Here is a 15,479-nt window from a genome sequence, read left to right as displayed (position 1 = left end):
GCCGTTATCTTACTTCGCCTGCCAGGCGTACCAGCGCTCGCCGATCTCGTCGCGATGCTGCGCCCAGTAATTCATATCGGCATTGACCTGGCTTGCCGTCTGCTGGTCCGGCAGGGTCTTGGCGGTTTCCGGATCCATCAGCTTGGCGGATTCGATATTGACCGGCGCATAACCCGTCGCGGTCGCCATATCCGCCTGCGCCTGCGCAGAGGTGGCGAGCGCGATGAACTTCATCGCCGCATCCTTGTTCTTCGTTCCCTTGGGAACGACAAGGGAATCCGCCGCGGTGATGTTCTGCTGCCAGGAGGTCTCCACCTTCACGCCGCTTTTTTCAAGAGCCGTCATGCGGCCGTTCCAGACGCTGCCGAAGGGCGCTTCCGCAGATGCAATCAACTGCTGCGACTGCGCACCGCCGGACCACCAGATGATATCGGATTTGATCGTATCGAGCTTCTTGAAAGCGCGGTCGAGATCGAGCGGATAAAGCTTGTCGGCGGCCACGCCATCGGCCAGAAGGGCGGCTTCGATCACACCCGGCGCAGACCATTTGTAGAAGGTGCGTTTTCCCGGAAATTTCGCGGTGTCGAACAGATCGGCCCAGCTCTTCGGGCAGGCGGCCACGGCATCGACATTGCAGCCGATGACGAAGGAATAATAAAAACTGCCGACGGAGTAGTCCGTCACGAAGCGCGGATCGAGCTTGGTCTTGTCGATGACGGCAAAATCGAGCTTCTCCAACAGGCCTTTCGGGCCGGCCTGTGCGGCATAATCGCCCTCGACATCGACCACATCCCAGGTCACGCCGTTCGCCTCAACCATGGCTTTCAATTTGCCGTAGTCCGTCGGACCGTCCTGCACCACGTTAATGCCGGTCGATACCATGAATTTTTCAGCCCACGCCGCCTTCTGGGCGTCCTGCGTGGTTCCTCCCCAGCTGGAGAAAACCAGATCATTCGCCTCAGCGGCTGCGCCCAAGGCAAAAAGAGCGGCGCATGTCGTCAATACCAGTTTCAATTTCATGTTCCCTTACTCCGTTTTAGAGCTTCTTGTTGGTATGCACGTCGCGACCGGCGCATTTCACCCGAGCGGTGAAAACCGCGCCGGTTTCATGATCTTGTTTTCGGCGACTTCGATGAGGTCGCGGATTTTCGGAAGGAAGGACAACCAGCGCGGATCGGCCATCAGCCGTGCGCGCCGTTCCTCGCGGTCATCCAGGCTCGAAAAGGCCCATATATGGACGATCTCATTGATCGGGCCGATCTCGGAGAAGAAGTAACCCACCAGCTCGCCGAGATGGCTCTTCTGGATTTTGATGCCCTCTTCCTCGACCACCTTGAGGTAGGCGGGAATGGCGCCGTTCTTCAGCCGGTAGGTGCGGATTTCGTAAAACATGGGCTCACCGCATCACAAAGGGATCGGGGATCGGGTCATCGGAGGTGCGCAACCATATGGTCTTGGTGCGCGTGTAATCGAGCGCCGCCGCAAGCCCGCCCTCGCGTCCGTCGCCCGACAGGCCAAATCCGCCGAAAGGCGCAATCGGCGAGACCGCACGGTAGGTATTCACCCAGACGATGCCGGCCCGGATCGCCTTCATCAGACGGTGGGCGCGCGTCAGGTTCTGCGTGAAGACACCGGAGGCAAGCCCATAGACCGTGTCATTGGCCAGCGCGATGGCTTCCGCTTCGGTTTCAAAGGAAATGACCGAGAGGACGGGGCCGAAGAACTCTTTCTCCATCGATGGGGAACGAATGCCGTCGCAATCGAGAATGGTTGGCCGATAGAAATAACCGTCGCCGTCTACAGGCGCACCGCCTGTGACAACCTTGGCGCCCGCGTCCACGGAGGCGGAAACCAGAGAAACGATATGCTTTCTCTGGCGCTCCGTCGCCAGCGGGCCTACTTCCGTCGCCATATCCAGCGGCGAGCCGATGCGGATCGCCTCAGCCTTCGCCTTCAGAATCTCGAGGAACCGATCCTTAACGCTTCTTTCGATGATCAGCCGCGAGCCGGCGACGCAGCTCTGGCCGGTCGCGGCAAAAATGCCAGCCACCTGCGCATTGGCGGCGCTCTCGAGATCGGCGTCGGCAAAAACGAGGATCGGCGATTTGCCGCCGAGTTCCAGCGAGGTGGAAGCGAGGTTTTCAGCCGAATTGCGCACGATATGACGCGCCGTTTCCGGACCGCCGGTAAAGGCGATATGAGCCACCTTCGGATGGGTGGTGAGCGCCGTGCCGCAGGACGCGCCGAAGCCGGAGACGATATTGACGACGCCGGCGGGAAAACCGGCCTCATGCACCAGCCGGGCGAATTCCAGAAGGGGTGCCGGCCCATCTTCCGAGGCCTTGACGACGATGGTGCAGCCGGCGGCCAGTGCGGGACCGATCTTGACGGCGGCGAGAAACAGCTGGCTGTTCCACGGCACGATGGCCGCCACGACGCCCACGGGTTCGCGCCGCAGCCAGACATCCATATCCGGCTTGTCGATCGGCAGATAGGCGCCCTCGATCTTGTCGGCCAGACCCGCATAATAACGATAATAATCCGCGACATAGGCAATCTGCGCGGAGGTCTCACGGATGATCTTGCCGGTATCGCGGGTTTCGAGTTCGGCGAGCGTCTTCGCATTCTCAGTGACCAGATCGGCGAGCTGGTAGAGCAGCTTGCCACGCTGTGTCGCCGTCAGTTTCGACCAGCCTGCATCTTCGTAAAGCGCCCGGTGAGCGGCCTCGACCGCACGGCCGACATCCGCCTCGCGGCTTTCCGGCATTTCGGCCCATGCAGTGCCGCTTGCGGGATCGAGACTTGCGAAACGCGCCTCGCCGTCTTCGAAATGTCCGTCGATATAGCACTGGAAACTGCGCATCGCGTTACTCCCCGAAAGCCGGCATGACATCGGACAGGAAGCGCTCCAGCGAGGCCTTCTTACGCTCGAAGCTCATGCCCGTATCGATCCAGAAGGAATATTCGTCATAGCCCATGGCCTCGTAAGATTTAAGCCGGCTAATCACCTCATCGGCATTGCCGACGACATTGTTCTTTCGCATGACATCGGTGGAAAGCATCGCGTTGGCGGCGATGTCTTCGGGCGCAATACGCTCGATCAGCCCCTGATGGATCGGTTTTTCGTTTTTGAACCAGGCGAAGAAGTAATTGTAATAGACGCTCATCTCATGCGCCGCCTGAGCGATATCGGCTTCATCGGAACCGACATAGGTGTGGCGAAGCAACATGATTTTCGGCCGCTGTTTTTCCGGGTTCTTGGCGCAGGCATCGTTGAAGCGGCCCATCAGGGTTTCCACCTCGTCATCGCCCTGCCAGAGTGGCGTCACCTGCACGTTGCAATCATTGGCGACGGCGAATTCATGCGAGTTCGGATCGCGCGCCGCCACCCAGATCGGCGGGAAAGGCTGCTGCAATGGCTTGGGAGCGGAGGTGGTGGCCGGAAATTTGTAGAATTCGCCGTCATGGGCATAGTCGCCCGCCCACACACCTTTGACGGCTGGGATCAGCTCGCGCATGCGCTGGCCGGCGCCCCAGGCATCGAGACCCGGAAGCAGCCGCTCATATTCAAACGAGTACGCGCCTCGCGCAATGCCGATATCGAGACGGCCGTCGCAGATGAGGTCGGTCATCGCTGCTTCGCCGGCAAGCTTGATCGGGTGCCAGAAGGGCGCGATCACCGTGCCCGTCCCGAGACGCGCCGTCCTGGTGCGCCGGGCAAGATCGGCAATCGTCACGAAGGGGTTCGGCGCAATGGTGAAATCCATGCCGTGATGTTCACCGGTCCAGATGGCATGCATGCCGCCGCGATCGGCGATTTCGCAAAGCGTCACAAACTCCTCGTAGAGCGTCTTGTGATCCTGCGAGGCGTCCAGCCGTTCCATATGAACGAAGAGGGAGAATTTCATGGGTTTGCCGCCTTCATCGAGATGGGATGAACCCTGCCGGCAGTCTCGTTACCGACATAGACACCGAAATTGCCGATTGAACTTTCCAGCGCGAACCGGTTGACAATGTCCGCGGTCGCGCCGGAGTCGAACTTTGCCGAAGCCAGCGCGCCGGGCAACAGAAAACGGCCCTGGCGCGGCGCATCGTCCCCATCCGCCAGCGCGTGGTAGACAATGTGCTGACGCCCATCCGCCTTGTTTTCATAAACCGAGTAAAGAAAGCCCGTCCTGACCCTCAGTCCGGTCAGCTCTTCCAGCCGCGCCGTCAGCGCCGCGACCGGATCGCCGCCCGCCACGACGCAGCCGGGCAGCGACAGCACATCCTCCCCGACGAGGTAAATCTCGCCGCGACGCTCAAGAACCGCGCCGACAGCGATTTCACCCTCTGCCGCAGCCGAAAGCGCCTTGGCGGCCAGCATCGGCGTGAAGTAACCGCCGCGCGCATAACCGAGGCCGTTCAGACCGCTATTCTCGAAAGCGTCGATACGACCGAGCAGAATGACGTGGTCTCCGGCCTCGATAACCTCCTGCATCGAACATTCGAACCAGGCCGCAACATCGGCAAAGACCGGTGAGCCTGCCGGCGCATCCGACCAGATGGCGGCGGCAAAACGATCTTCCACCGGCCGGGCAAACGTATTGGACAGGTCCTTCTGGCCTTCCGACAGAATATTGACGGCGAAATTTTTCGCACCCGTCATCGTCGCGAAATTGCGCGAGGTGCGGGCAAGGCAGATCAGCAGCAGCGGCGGATCGAGCGAGACCGAGGTGAAGGAATTTGCGGTGAAACCCACCGGCTTTCCGGCTTCGTCGCGGGTGGTAACGATCGTCACCCCCGTCACGAAGGCGCCGAATGCGTCGCGCAGGGCGCGCGGGTCAAGGGTTGCAACGGTCATTGCGGCTCCTCCTCTAAAGCCAGCCATTCGGCCATCAGTGCATTGACGGTTTCGGGTGCGGTCAGATTGACCATATGCCGGTGCGCCTCGACGATGCGGGCATAACCGCGCGGCGTGATCGCCGCCATCTGTTCTGCCATCAGGGGCGTGGAGTTCGGATCGTCCGAACCGGTCAGAAAAAGCGCCGGGCAGGTGACTAAAGGCCAGCGGTCGGCATAGGTCTCGTCCCCGCCCGCAAAGGCGGTATAGGCGACCGCGTAACCTTCCGGATCGACCATTTCCAGCCAGCCTCTCGTCAATTCCCGCGCGTGCTGGCTTTTCAGATCATCGCCGAACCAGCGCAGCAAGGGGCCTTCCTTGTCCACGCCCGTGGTGCGGATCGCCGCCGCGCGCGCAAGCACCGCTGCCTTCGCAACGGGGTCGCGGCGATAAACACCGTTCAGATACCCGACACGCGCTATGCGATCTCCAAGCATCGCGGCTGCCCCGCCGGAAATCAGCGCCCCCATGGAATGCCCGGCGACATTGGCGCGGTCTATCCGCATGTCGTCGAGAAACCGGCCGAACCAGCCGACGAAATCCTCAAGAGTGCTGCCGGCCGCAAGACGTTCGCTGCCGCCGTGGCCCGGCATATCGACCGCGATGACGCGGTGCGTCCTCGAAAACACCTCGATCTGCGGCGTCCAGGCTTCGAGCCGCATTCCAACACCGTGGATGAGGATCAGATTCTCGCCCGCGCCGGCTTCGAAATAGGCGGCCCCGCCTCCGGTCGTTTTCCGGGGGAGCGTGGCGGCGCCTGCCTTTGCACCATTGACCCGTGACGTGTCGGCGACCCTTTGCATTGGTGTGCGCCTCAAACGCCGGCCGGATTGGCGACATCCTGACCGAGATCCTTCAGATCCTGATAACGGTCGCCGATGCGGTGATGCGGCCGGCCGCCAACGGAAGCACCGAGCGCGATCACAATCTCGTCGGCGGCCGGAGCATCGGGAATGGCCGTCTGGATCGTCAGATAATGCGAACGACGGCCTTCATCATTCTTGTCCATCAGGGGGATCATGATCGGCGCATTGCCGGGGCCGCGCGTGTTGCAGAAGGCAAGATAGGATTTGGCGCCGACCGCCTGACGATAGTGATTGCCGAAGCGCAGCGTATGGATGAGCGCGGAGGCATGTTCGATCTCACCATCCAGCCCCACGACGGCCGCCTTGCCATAGGCCTCCACCGCCTCACCGGAACCGACAGCGTCAAGGATCATCTTCGTCAGCAACTCGCCAAGCACCGGCGCGCCTGCGTGAATTTCCAGCTTCAGATCAGCTACGAAACCTTTGCCCGCCCACGGATTTTTAACGACCGCAATGGCGGCGAACAGCTTCAACGGCGCTGCGGCAGCCTTGCCCCCCTCAATCAACGTCGTTTCGACCTGCAGCAGGGTCTTGCGGATCTGGATGGACATCAGCGCTCTCTCCGTAAATATGATGGCTTATGGTATGCCATAATATATAACTGTCAAGTACCGTAATCCCGCAAGGGCGAGCAGTTGAATTTTGGGGATTGTCGTCGCCGATAAGTCGAGCGCTATGGGCAACCGATTGCACTTGGCAAGCAACGATTGGAGGCGGGAAAATGGGGCAGATTTGACCGGGGCATCATCAGCCGGGCTGGATACGCAAGTAGCCGTCTTGTACGGCGGTAATGTTCCGGAAGATCAGAGCAACTGAGGCCGGCGGCCTCTATTCCTGACTTTCAAGCCGATATCGGGAACCGGGATAGAGCAGCCGTACGGACGTGACGGCACGGCTCGATGACCAGGTTCTGCGGCGCACCAGAAGGCAGGGCTCATTTCGGCTGATGGCCATCAATTTGCATTCCCAGGGCTGGGGCGATGCCGCCTCGATAAATTGCTCGGTACGCGAAATCGGCGCCGCCGCCGTCAGATAGGCATTCGGGGTAAGCGTATTGAAGTCCTGCATCAGATAATCCGGAGCGATCTCCGCATTGACGAAGCGATCTTCAAGCTGGATCGGCACATCGTCTTCGTGGTGCACGATGATGGAGTGAAAAACCTTCGCCCCCACGGCGATCTCCAGCGCCGTTGCAAGATCGGGACCGCAAACTTCCGTCTGGGCGAGGATCAGGCTCGGCCGATGCGTCGAACCGCGCTCCTTGATCTCGTCGGCGATATTGCGCACGCCCATCATGCCGGCGCTTCGTTTTTTCGGGGCGACAAAGGACCCGCGCCCCTGCACACGAACGATCACCCCCTCGGTTGCCAGCTCCCGCAGCGCGCGGTTTGCCGTCATGCGACTGACACCCAGCATGTCGACGATCTCGTTTTCGGAGGGTATCCTGTGGTTGGTCAACCACTCGCCGCTGGCGATCTTTTCCTTGATCTGTTCTTTCACCCGCTCATACAGCGGCAGGGAGGAGCGATCGCCCGAGACAGGAAACTCGTTTTCGGTGACGGGCAGCATTGAAACTCCTAAAAATCGGGCGACTGCACAAAACGCAGCCAGAATCCGCGCAAGCACAAAATTATCACATCCTATCTTGCTTGTCTTTCGCAAATGTGTGAAGTTACATATACAACTTGAGGGGAAAATAATGGCAAGCGAAGACTCGATCTCCAGCGGCCGCAAGTCTCCCGCCGATGGTCGGGGCGATATTCGAATGCCCGCCCAGCGCAACGGCAGGAGCTGCCATACCGACGCCGAAGCCATGTTTGGTGGCTCGGCCGGACAATATGCGCTGAAAGACCGCCCTTGCCGGAACCCGCCAACCGCATACGCCTTCGACCCGGCATGGCCAATGCGCGTGAAGCATATGAATTTCTCAAAGTTGTATAGTGAACTTCCGACACACCGCTCCAGGGTGAACATCGAATTCCATATTGATTCGACGAGCGCCCGGCCGCCGATTTCGACGGGACATGAAATGCACCAATGACCGCCGGGCTGAGGGGTAGACATCTGCTCAGGGCGCGCCCGGCTGAAACCACAAAACGCATGCCAGCAACTTGCCAATCATCAAACCAAAAGGGGAATGCAATGCTGAATTCAAAGCTGAAAATCGCGCTGGCCACCACCGCGCTCATCATGGGAGCCTATGCCGGGTCCGCGAGAGCGGAAGGCTATTGCGCCGCTGGAAAGACCATCACCTTCGCCGGCATCGACTGGGAAAGCGGTGCTTTCATCACCGAAGTCATGAAGGAAATCCTCTCCAAGGGCTATGATTGCAAGGTCGATTCCATTCCCGGCAACTCCGTGACGCTGGAACAGGCGACCGCCAATAACGATGTGCAGATCTTCGCTGAAGAATGGATCGGCCGCTCCGACGTCTGGAACAAGGCTGCGGAAGCCGGTCAGGTAACATCGGTCGGCAAGACCTTCGTTGGCGCCGCCGAAGGTTGGTTCGTGCCGGAATATCTGGTCAAGGGCGACCCGGCAAAAGGCATCGAAGCCAAGGCTCCGGACCTGAAGAGCGTCGACCAGCTTTCCGACCCGAAGATCGTCGAACTGTTCAAGGATCCGGAAGAGCCGACCAAGGGCCGCTTCCTCAATTGCCCCTCGGGCTGGACCTGCGAAGGCGTCAACACCGCCAAGCTGCAGGCCTACAAGCTGGAAGCAAACTATGTGAACTTCCGCCCCGGCACCGGCACCGCTCTCGACGCCGCAATTGCCGCCGCCTACCTCCAGGGCGAGCCGATGCTGTTCTATTACTGGAGCCCGACGGCAATCATGGGCAAATACAAGCTCATCCAGTTGCAGGAGCCGGCCTATAGCGACACCTGCTGGAAGGAACTGACGAGCGCCGATGGAAAGCGCGACGCCGGTTGCGCCTTCCCCTCCGTCGAGGTGGCCTATGGCGTGAACAGCACCTTTGCGAAGGAAGCGCCGGACATCATCGCGATCCTTGAAAAGGCGACATTCCCGCTAGCGGAGATCAACTCCAGCCTCGCCTACATGACCGACAAGCAGGTCGATGCGACAACCGCCGCAAAGACCTTCCTTCAGACCAAGGCCGATATCTGGGGCAGCTGGGTTTCTGCGGACGCCAAGGCGCGGATCGAAGCCGCCGTCAAGTAAACATCGCAGGCGCGCCGGGCTTCCGGCGCGCATTTTCCCGTCAGGACAGGGGCCGGCTACCGGACATGGGGTCGGCAGGCGCGAGGACGACACCAATGTTTCCTGAAGTTTTCCATATTTCCATCCGAGGCCCGATCAATGAGATCGTGCGTTCGCTGGTGGTGAATTACGGCTCCGTTTTCAAGGCGATATCGCAGACGATCCTGCAGGCGATCCTCTTCGTGGAATGGGTGCTGCGCGGTCTGCCGTGGTGGGTCATTTTTCTGGTCTTCCTGGTGCTCGCCTGGTTCGCGGCGAAGAAGATTTCGCTCGTCATCATGGTGGCGGTGATGCTTTTCATCGTCGGCGCGCTCGGTCTCTGGGACCTGACGATGCAGACGCTGGCGCTGATGCTGATTGCCAGCCTCATCTCCATCGTCATCGGCGTGCCCATGGGCATCCTGCTTGCCAAAAGCGAGTGGGCAAGGCGCATCACCCTGCCGGTGCTCGACGTCATGCAGACCATGCCGAGCTTCGTCTATCTCATTCCCGCCATCATGCTTTTCGGCCTCGGCAAGGTTCCGGCCGTGCTGGCGACCATCGTTTATGCCGTCCCGCCGCTGATCCGCCTGACCGATCTCGGCATCCGGCAGGTAGACCGTGAAGTGGTGGAGGCGGCGACCGCGTTTGGCGGCAGCCCGAGACAAATCCTCTTCGGCGTCGAATTGCCGCTCGCCACGCCCACGATCATGGCCGGCCTCAACCAGACGATCATGATGGCGCTCTCCATGGTCGTCGTCGCCTCGATGATCGGCGCACGCGGTCTCGGTGAGCAGGTGCTGAACGGCATCCAGACGCTCGATGTCGGCAAAGGCCTCGAAGCGGGTCTAGGCATCGTTATTCTCGCAATCGTGCTCGATCGTATCACCCAGGGTTTTGGCCGATCCAGCCGAAAGGAAATGGGCAATGACTGATATCCATATCCGCAACGTGTCCAAGATCTTCGGCGGCAACTGGAAGGCCGCGCTCGCCATGGCGCAGCAGGGCGCGGAGAAAAGCGACATCCTGGCAAAGACGGGATGCAGCGTCGGGCTCGACAATGTCAGCCTCGATATAGCCGGCGGCCGCATTTTCGTGATCATGGGCCTTTCCGGTTCCGGCAAATCGACGCTGGTGCGCCACATCAACCGTCTTATCGAACCGACAAGCGGCGAGATTCTCGTCGGCGACGACAATGTTCTCGCACTGAAACCGAAGGACCTGCGCGACTTCCGCAACCGGCGCGTCAGCATGGTGTTCCAGAATTTCGGCCTGATGCCGCACCGCACCGTGTTGCAGAACGTCGTTTATGGCCAGCGTGTGCGCGGGCTGACCAAGGCCGACGCGCGGCCCATCGGCATGAAGTGGATCGAGACCGTCGGCCTTTCTGGTTATGAGGACAAGTTTCCGCACCAGCTTTCCGGCGGTATGAAGCAACGCGTCGGCCTCGCCCGCGCGCTGGCGGCCGATACCGACGTCATCCTGATGGACGAGGCCTTTTCGGCGCTCGACCCGTTGATCCGCGCCGACATGCAGGATCAGTTGCTGCAGCTCGAAAAGAACCTGCACAAGACTATCGTTTTCATCACCCACGATCTCGACGAGGCGCTCCGCATCGGCGCGCAGATCGCGATCCTGAAGGACGGCAAACTGGTGCAGGTGGGAACGCCGGACCAGATCCTCAACAGCCCCGCAAACGACTATGTCGCCCGTTTCGTGGAACGCCGCACGGGTGCGGGAGAAGGCCAGCATGGCTGATACGATCACCATCGATCGCCCCCTCACCTGGCAAGAGATCGCCGCTGTTGCAAAGGGCGCCACGCTTTCCCTGTCGGATAAAGCGTGGCGGCGCATTGCCGAAGCCCGCGCCATCGTCGATGCGCTCGTCGAAAAACGGGTGCGCGGTTACGGCATCAATACGGGTGTCGGCGCACTCTGCGATGTGATCGTCGACATCCCGCAGCAGCAGGCCCTTTCCCGCAATATTATACTCAGCCATTCCTGCGGCGTCGGAGAACCGCTCGGGCGCGAAGAAACGCGTGCCATCATGGCCGCCCAGATCAACAACTTTGCGCATGGTTATTCCGGCGTGCAGGTCAAGACGGTCGAAGCGCTACTCGCCCTGCTGAATGGCGATATTCTTCCCCTCATTCCATCAAAGGGCTCGGTGGGTTACCTCACCCATGCCGCGGCGATAGGGCTGGTGCTGATCGGCGAAGGCCAGGCCCGCCACGGCGGCGAACTCATCAGCGGCAGGCAGGGGCTCGAAAAGCTCGGCCTCGAACCCATGGTTCTGCAGGCGAAGGAGGGGCTCAGCCTCGTCAACGGCACACCCTGCGCCACCGGCCTCGCCAGCCTCGCGCTTGCCCGCACGACTTCGCTCCTTGACTGGGCCGATGCGGCAGCGGCAATGAGCTATGAAAACCTTGGTGCGCAGGCCGATCCGTTCGCCGCAGGGCCGCTGGCACTGCGCAGCTCGCCCGGCATCCAGACCGTCGGCGCAAACCTGCGCCAGCTTCTGGCGGCAAGCCCGCTTCTTGCCCGGTCGGCCGGATCGCGCACGCAGGATCCGCTCAGCCTGCGCGCCGTGCCGCAGGTGCATGGCGCCGTTCGCGACAGCGTCGCGCAGATCGCCGACGTCGTAGACCGCGAGCTCGCAAGCGTCACGGACAACCCGGTCGTCGGCGGCACGCCACAGTCGCCCGAGGTCCATTCCCAGGCCCATGCTGTCGGTGCGGCGCTCGGGCTTGCCATGGATGGGCTGGCGACGGCCGCAGCCGAACTCGCAGCGATTTCCGAGCGACGTATCGACCGGCTCGTCAACCCGCTTGTCAGCGGGCTGCCCGCCTTTCTGGCGGAAAGTGACGGTGTCTGTTCCGGTTTCATGATCATCCAGTACACGGCCGCAGCGCTTGCCGCGGAAAACCGCCGCCTCGCCGCCCCCGCCAGCCTCGATGGCGGCATCACCTCCGCCTTGCAGGAGGATATACTGACACATGCCACCGCCGCCGCCGACAAGACGCTTTCGATTATCGACAATCTGGAAACCATTCTCGCAATCGAGATCATGAGCGCGTCACAGGCTTACGACATGCAGCCGGGCGAAGGCGGCCGTGCGCCCGGCACCGATACGCTCTACCGGCGTGTCCGGATGGCGGCGCCATTTTACCGCGACGACCAGCCGCTCAACGATCTGGTAGCTGCCGTTCGGGAAATGCTGCAAACCACGCTTGCGGGGATAGGTGCCGACGCAGTTTGAATGCTACGCTGGAAATTTTAGCCGCACACGATGCGGAAGAGGTTACTCTTTGCCGGTCTTCTGGGCGATGAGAACGGCTTCCGCAATCGCGCTTGCGCTCGCAACATGGTCCAGAGCCGCCTTGTAAGCGGCGTCTCCGTCCCCCTGCCGGATGGCTTCGACGATTTTTTCCATTTGCGCCGGACCTTCGGTATCGCGGCTTTTCGTCTTGATCGTCATCGAACGAAGATGGTTGATCCGCACTGTCAGCAGGTTGACGACGCCCCAGGCGACATGCCGGTCGATCTTGCTGAACAGCGTCTGATAAAAGGACGAGGTATGCGCCAGAACGCCCGGCATATCCTTGGCGACATAGCTTTCGCGGATATGACTGAGCGACACTTCAAGCGCTTCCACGATGGCAGGATCGCGGCGCTCCGCACAAAGGCGTGCCGCCATTCCTTCCAGCGCACCGCGAATTTCATAGATCTGCTTCGCCTCATCGAGATCGAGCATCGCGACCATCGGGCCCTTGTTCGGCAAATTCGCCACCAGCCCCTCGGATTCCAGATGCCGCAGAACCTCACGAACGATGGTGCGGGAAACGCCGAGCTGGGCGCAGAGATCGCGCTCCACCAGACGGTCGCCCGGGCGGAAATAACCGTTCACGATGGCGTCACGGACCTTGTCGAGAGCGAGCTCCCTCAGCGTCTTTGTCGGGCGCTCAACGCGAATGGCAGTTCCGTGCGAAGCATCTGTCATGGTATCACCTCGTTTGACACCTCCCGTTTCGTTGCAACGCAGTTACGAACAAAACGGGAAATGGCTTTTGTATTATGGCGTACCAGCTTATTTAGCGCCGTGCTCTGCTTAAGGCAACATCAGCACGGCTCACGCAGAATGCTCATCCCATTCTTTCCGAAGCGTAAGAGCCGGGACCGGGGGGAAACACCACGGTTCGGCTACCGTTCAGGAATACACGCCGATGAATATGGGCGTGGATGGCACGCGCCAGCACCTGCGCCTCCACGTCGCGGCCGAGCGACACGTAATCCTCGGCCGACTGGGCATGGGTGATACGCACAGTATCCTGCTCGATGATCGGTCCCTCATCCAGATCGGCGGTCACATAATGCGCCGTCGCACCGATCAGCTTCACACCGCGCTGATAGGCCTGCTTGTAAGGGTTGGCCCCCTTGAAGGACGGCAGGAAGGAGTGATGGATATTGATGATCCTGCCCGACATCGCCTCGCACATCCTGTCGGAAAGCACCTGCATGTAACGCGCCAGCACGATGAGTTCCGTACCCGAACTTTCCACGATCTCCATGATCCGGGCTTCGGCCTGCGGCTTGTTCTCTTTCGTCACCGGAATGTGGTGGAACGGAATGTCGTGATTGACGACGACCTTCTGATAATCGAAATGGTTGGAAACCACACCGACAATATCGATCGGCAGCGCCCCGATGCGCCAGCGGTAGAGCAGGTCATTGAGGCAATGGCCGAAGCGCGACACCATCAAAAGAACCTTCATCCGCTCTGCCTGATCGTGCAGCGCCACCTCCATGCCGAACTTTTCCGAGATCGGAGCAAGCCCGGCCATCAAGGCGTCGCGTGTCGCACCCTCCTCGGAAATGAAACCCACGCGTATGAAAAAACGGCCAGTGCCGAGATCGTCGAATTGCGAACTGTCGACGATGTTGCATCCCTTCTCAGCGAGAAAGCCTGAAAGGGCGGCGACAATGCCGCGGGTGGATTTGCATGTCACGGTCAGGACGAAGTTCGTCATCTGGCACTCTTTCTGTCATCGATAAAGCATGTCGCCCAAAAGTGTGCAGCGGTTTTGGGAGACATGCTTAAAAACAAAGATCTAAAGCGCGCGGCATGAACCAGATTGGACGCGACGCGCTTTAGTGAAAAACCCCGCGCTTTTGATCAGCGCGGGGAAAAGCCGCAAGGGCGGCGGGGAAAACCGGGCTCAGACGTCGAGGGTGGTCTGATGCTCCCATGCGGTGAATTGCGAGCAATAGCTGTTCCACTCGCCCTGCTTGAGCTTCAGATAGGCCTTGGAGAATTCAGTGCCGAGCGCCTGCTGCAATTCCGCATCCTTCTCATATTCGCGCAGCGCATCGAGAAGGTTGAGCGGCAGCTTCGGTGCATCCGTGACCTTGTGGCCCTCGCGGTACATGTCGATATCGTAGTGCGGACCGGGATCGGCCTTGGAACGGACACCGGAAAGGCCGGCGGCGATGATGATGGCCTGCAGCAGATAGGGGTTCACGGCTCCATCCGGCAGGCGCAGTTCGAACCGTCCCGGCCCCGGCACGCGCACCATATGGGTGCGGTTATTGCCGGTCCAGGTCACCGTATTCGGCGCCCAGGTCGCGCCGGAAATGGTGCGCGGCGCGTTGATGCGTTTGTAGGAATTGACCGTCGGATTGGTGACGGCCGCAAGCGCCGATGCATGTTTCATGATGCCGCCAAGAAACGTCTTGCCCTTGGCCGACAGACCGAACGGCATTTCCCTGTCGGCAAAGGCGTTGACCTTGCCGTCGAGGTCCCAGACCGAAATATGGGCATGGCAGCCATTGCCGGTCAGGCCCTTGAACGGCTTCGGCATGAAGGTGGCGCGCAGCCCGTGCTTTTCGGCAACGGATTTGACCATGAATTTGAAGAAGGAATGTTTGTCTGCGGTCTGTAGCGCGTCGTCATATTCCCAGTTCATCTCGAACTGGCCGTTCGCGTCCTCATGGTCGTTCTGGTAGGGCTTCCAGCCCAGCTCCAGCATGTAATCGCAAATCTCGGCGATCACATCGTAACGGCGCATTACCGCCTGCTGGTCGTAGCAGGGCTTTTCCGCCGTGTCGTATTCGTCGGAGATTTTCGCACCGTCCGGCGAAATCAGGAAAAATTCCGGCTCCACGCCGGTCTTGACCCTGAGCCCTCCGCTTGCCGCCTCAGCGATGAGCTTTTTCAGCACCACGCGCGGCGCCTGCTCCACCGGCTGATCTTCCATCACGCAATCGGCGGCGACCCAAGCGACATCCTTTTTCCATGGAAGCTGGATGACCGAAGAGGCGTCGGGCACGGCGAATAGATCGGGATGGGCGGGCGTCAGATCGAACCAGGTGGCAAAGCCCGCAAAACCCGCGCCATCCTTCTGCATATCGGCAATCGCTTCTGCGGGAACCAGCTTGGCGCGCTGGCCGCCGAAGAGATCGGTATAACTGATCATGAAATATTTGATGCCCTTTTCGGCAGCAAATTTGGAGAGGTCCAGTGTCACGTCATTCCC

At 60.4% G+C, this 15,479-nt stretch carries 16 protein-coding genes; 5 read left to right on the top strand and 11 right to left on the bottom strand.

Going from position 1 to position 15,479, the window contains the following annotated elements:
* Positions 1-9: 9 nt before the first annotated feature.
* The 8 genes from ACQZ5N_RS06305 to hutC form a co-directional block, all read right to left on the bottom strand.
* Positions 10-1,020 carry an ABC transporter substrate-binding protein gene (locus ACQZ5N_RS06305; RefSeq protein ID WP_448732444.1) on the bottom strand — a complete coding sequence of 337 codons (1,011 nt, stop codon included), beginning with the start codon at positions 1,018-1,020 and terminating at the stop codon, positions 10-12.
* A gap of 57 nt (positions 1,021-1,077) precedes the next feature.
* Entirely contained in the window at positions 1,078-1,392 is a 315-nt protein-coding gene (locus ACQZ5N_RS06300) for an NIPSNAP family protein (protein ID WP_448732443.1), read from the bottom strand.
* 4 nt (positions 1,393-1,396) lie between these two features.
* Complete coding sequence (locus tag ACQZ5N_RS06295) at positions 1,397-2,863, bottom strand: aldehyde dehydrogenase (RefSeq protein ID WP_448732442.1); 1,467 nt, start codon at positions 2,861-2,863, stop codon at positions 1,397-1,399.
* Between the two features lie 4 nt (positions 2,864-2,867).
* Positions 2,868-3,908 carry an LLM class flavin-dependent oxidoreductase gene (locus ACQZ5N_RS06290; protein WP_448732441.1) on the bottom strand — a complete coding sequence of 347 codons (1,041 nt, stop codon included), beginning with the start codon at positions 3,906-3,908 and terminating at the stop codon, positions 2,868-2,870.
* Entirely contained in the window at positions 3,905-4,843 is a 939-nt protein-coding gene (locus ACQZ5N_RS06285; protein WP_448732440.1) for a flavin reductase, read from the bottom strand. Before ACQZ5N_RS06285 ends, ACQZ5N_RS06290 begins: the two co-directional genes overlap by 4 nt.
* Complete coding sequence (locus ACQZ5N_RS06280; RefSeq protein WP_448732439.1) at positions 4,840-5,685, bottom strand: alpha/beta fold hydrolase; 846 nt, start codon at positions 5,683-5,685, stop codon at positions 4,840-4,842. The genes ACQZ5N_RS06285 and ACQZ5N_RS06280 overlap by 4 nt, the downstream gene beginning before the upstream one ends.
* Positions 5,686-5,696: 11 nt before the next feature.
* Positions 5,697-6,299: an amino acid synthesis family protein gene (locus ACQZ5N_RS06275; protein ID WP_448732438.1), complete on the bottom strand. Its 603-nt coding sequence runs from the start codon at positions 6,297-6,299 to the stop codon at positions 5,697-5,699.
* Positions 6,300-6,576: 277 nt separating this feature from the next.
* Entirely contained in the window at positions 6,577-7,317 is a 741-nt protein-coding gene (gene hutC / locus ACQZ5N_RS06270) for a histidine utilization repressor (protein WP_003519590.1), read from the bottom strand.
* A gap of 130 nt (positions 7,318-7,447) precedes the next feature.
* Between hutC and ACQZ5N_RS06265 the strand changes: the two genes are divergently transcribed.
* The 5 genes from ACQZ5N_RS06265 (at position 7,448) to ACQZ5N_RS06245 (ending at position 12,205) form a co-directional block, all read left to right on the top strand.
* Positions 7,448-7,789, top strand: a complete 342-nt coding sequence (locus tag ACQZ5N_RS06265) for a hypothetical protein (protein ID WP_448732437.1) — start codon at positions 7,448-7,450, stop codon at positions 7,787-7,789.
* 101 nt (positions 7,790-7,890) lie between these two features.
* On the top strand, positions 7,891-8,928 hold the full coding sequence (locus ACQZ5N_RS06260; RefSeq protein WP_448732436.1) for an ABC transporter substrate-binding protein: 1,038 nt from the start codon (positions 7,891-7,893) through the stop codon (positions 8,926-8,928).
* 95 nt (positions 8,929-9,023) lie between these two features.
* On the top strand, positions 9,024-9,881 hold the full coding sequence (locus tag ACQZ5N_RS06255) for an ABC transporter permease (protein ID WP_003519593.1): 858 nt from the start codon (positions 9,024-9,026) through the stop codon (positions 9,879-9,881).
* Positions 9,874-10,704: a quaternary amine ABC transporter ATP-binding protein gene (locus tag ACQZ5N_RS06250; RefSeq protein ID WP_003519594.1), complete on the top strand. Its 831-nt coding sequence runs from the start codon at positions 9,874-9,876 to the stop codon at positions 10,702-10,704. The genes ACQZ5N_RS06255 and ACQZ5N_RS06250 overlap by 8 nt, the downstream gene beginning before the upstream one ends.
* Positions 10,697-12,205, top strand: coding sequence for an HAL/PAL/TAL family ammonia-lyase (locus tag ACQZ5N_RS06245; RefSeq protein ID WP_448732435.1), 1,509 nt, complete (start codon positions 10,697-10,699; stop codon positions 12,203-12,205). The genes ACQZ5N_RS06250 and ACQZ5N_RS06245 overlap by 8 nt, the downstream gene beginning before the upstream one ends.
* Positions 12,206-12,247: 42 nt before the next feature.
* Here the strand turns inward: ACQZ5N_RS06245 and ACQZ5N_RS06240 are convergent, their stop codons facing one another.
* The 3 genes from ACQZ5N_RS06240 to glnT all read right to left on the bottom strand — a co-directional run bounded on the left by ACQZ5N_RS06240 (position 12,248) and on the right by glnT (position 15,470).
* Positions 12,248-12,946, bottom strand: coding sequence for a GntR family transcriptional regulator (locus ACQZ5N_RS06240; protein ID WP_269831060.1), 699 nt, complete (start codon positions 12,944-12,946; stop codon positions 12,248-12,250).
* 142 nt (positions 12,947-13,088) lie between these two features.
* Positions 13,089-13,973 (bottom strand): formyltetrahydrofolate deformylase, encoded by an 885-nt coding sequence (purU, locus tag ACQZ5N_RS06235; RefSeq protein WP_078052082.1) that lies wholly within the window; start codon positions 13,971-13,973, stop codon positions 13,089-13,091.
* Positions 13,974-14,162: 189 nt separating this feature from the next.
* A complete protein-coding gene (glnT, locus tag ACQZ5N_RS06230) occupies positions 14,163-15,470 on the bottom strand; it encodes a type III glutamate--ammonia ligase (RefSeq protein ID WP_448732434.1) in 1,308 nt (435 codons plus the stop codon).
* Positions 15,471-15,479 lie beyond the last annotated feature (9 nt).

Source organism: Agrobacterium sp. 22-221-1 (genome assembly GCF_053522445.1).
The sequence above is the reverse complement of the archived record's forward strand: the minus strand, read 5'-3'. Positions and strand labels throughout refer to the sequence as shown.

Bases quoted from the DNA above. Each gene is read 5' to 3' on its own strand.
- ACQZ5N_RS06305 (WP_448732444.1), bottom strand. From the start codon at position 1,020: ATGAAATTGAAACTGGTATTGACGACATGCGCCGCTCTTTTTGCCTTG.
- ACQZ5N_RS06300 (WP_448732443.1), bottom strand. From the start codon at position 1,392: ATGTTTTACGAAATCCGCACCTACCGGCTGAAGAACGGCGCCATTCCC.
- ACQZ5N_RS06295 (WP_448732442.1), bottom strand. From the start codon at position 2,863: ATGCGCAGTTTCCAGTGCTATATCGACGGACATTTCGAAGACGGCGAG.
- ACQZ5N_RS06290 (WP_448732441.1), bottom strand. From the start codon at position 3,908: ATGAAATTCTCCCTCTTCGTTCATATGGAACGGCTGGACGCCTCGCAG.
- ACQZ5N_RS06285 (WP_448732440.1), bottom strand. From the start codon at position 4,843: ATGACCGTTGCAACCCTTGACCCGCGCGCCCTGCGCGACGCATTCGGC.
- ACQZ5N_RS06280 (WP_448732439.1), bottom strand. From the start codon at position 5,685: ATGCAAAGGGTCGCCGACACGTCACGGGTCAATGGTGCAAAGGCAGGC.
- ACQZ5N_RS06275 (WP_448732438.1), bottom strand. From the start codon at position 6,299: ATGTCCATCCAGATCCGCAAGACCCTGCTGCAGGTCGAAACGACGTTG.
- hutC (WP_003519590.1), bottom strand. From the start codon at position 7,317: ATGCTGCCCGTCACCGAAAACGAGTTTCCTGTCTCGGGCGATCGCTCC.
- ACQZ5N_RS06265 (WP_448732437.1), top strand. From the start codon at position 7,448: ATGGCAAGCGAAGACTCGATCTCCAGCGGCCGCAAGTCTCCCGCCGAT.
- ACQZ5N_RS06260 (WP_448732436.1), top strand. From the start codon at position 7,891: ATGCTGAATTCAAAGCTGAAAATCGCGCTGGCCACCACCGCGCTCATC.
- ACQZ5N_RS06255 (WP_003519593.1), top strand. From the start codon at position 9,024: ATGTTTCCTGAAGTTTTCCATATTTCCATCCGAGGCCCGATCAATGAG.
- ACQZ5N_RS06250 (WP_003519594.1), top strand. From the start codon at position 9,874: ATGACTGATATCCATATCCGCAACGTGTCCAAGATCTTCGGCGGCAAC.
- ACQZ5N_RS06245 (WP_448732435.1), top strand. From the start codon at position 10,697: ATGGCTGATACGATCACCATCGATCGCCCCCTCACCTGGCAAGAGATC.
- ACQZ5N_RS06240 (WP_269831060.1), bottom strand. From the start codon at position 12,946: ATGACAGATGCTTCGCACGGAACTGCCATTCGCGTTGAGCGCCCGACA.
- purU (WP_078052082.1), bottom strand. From the start codon at position 13,973: ATGACGAACTTCGTCCTGACCGTGACATGCAAATCCACCCGCGGCATT.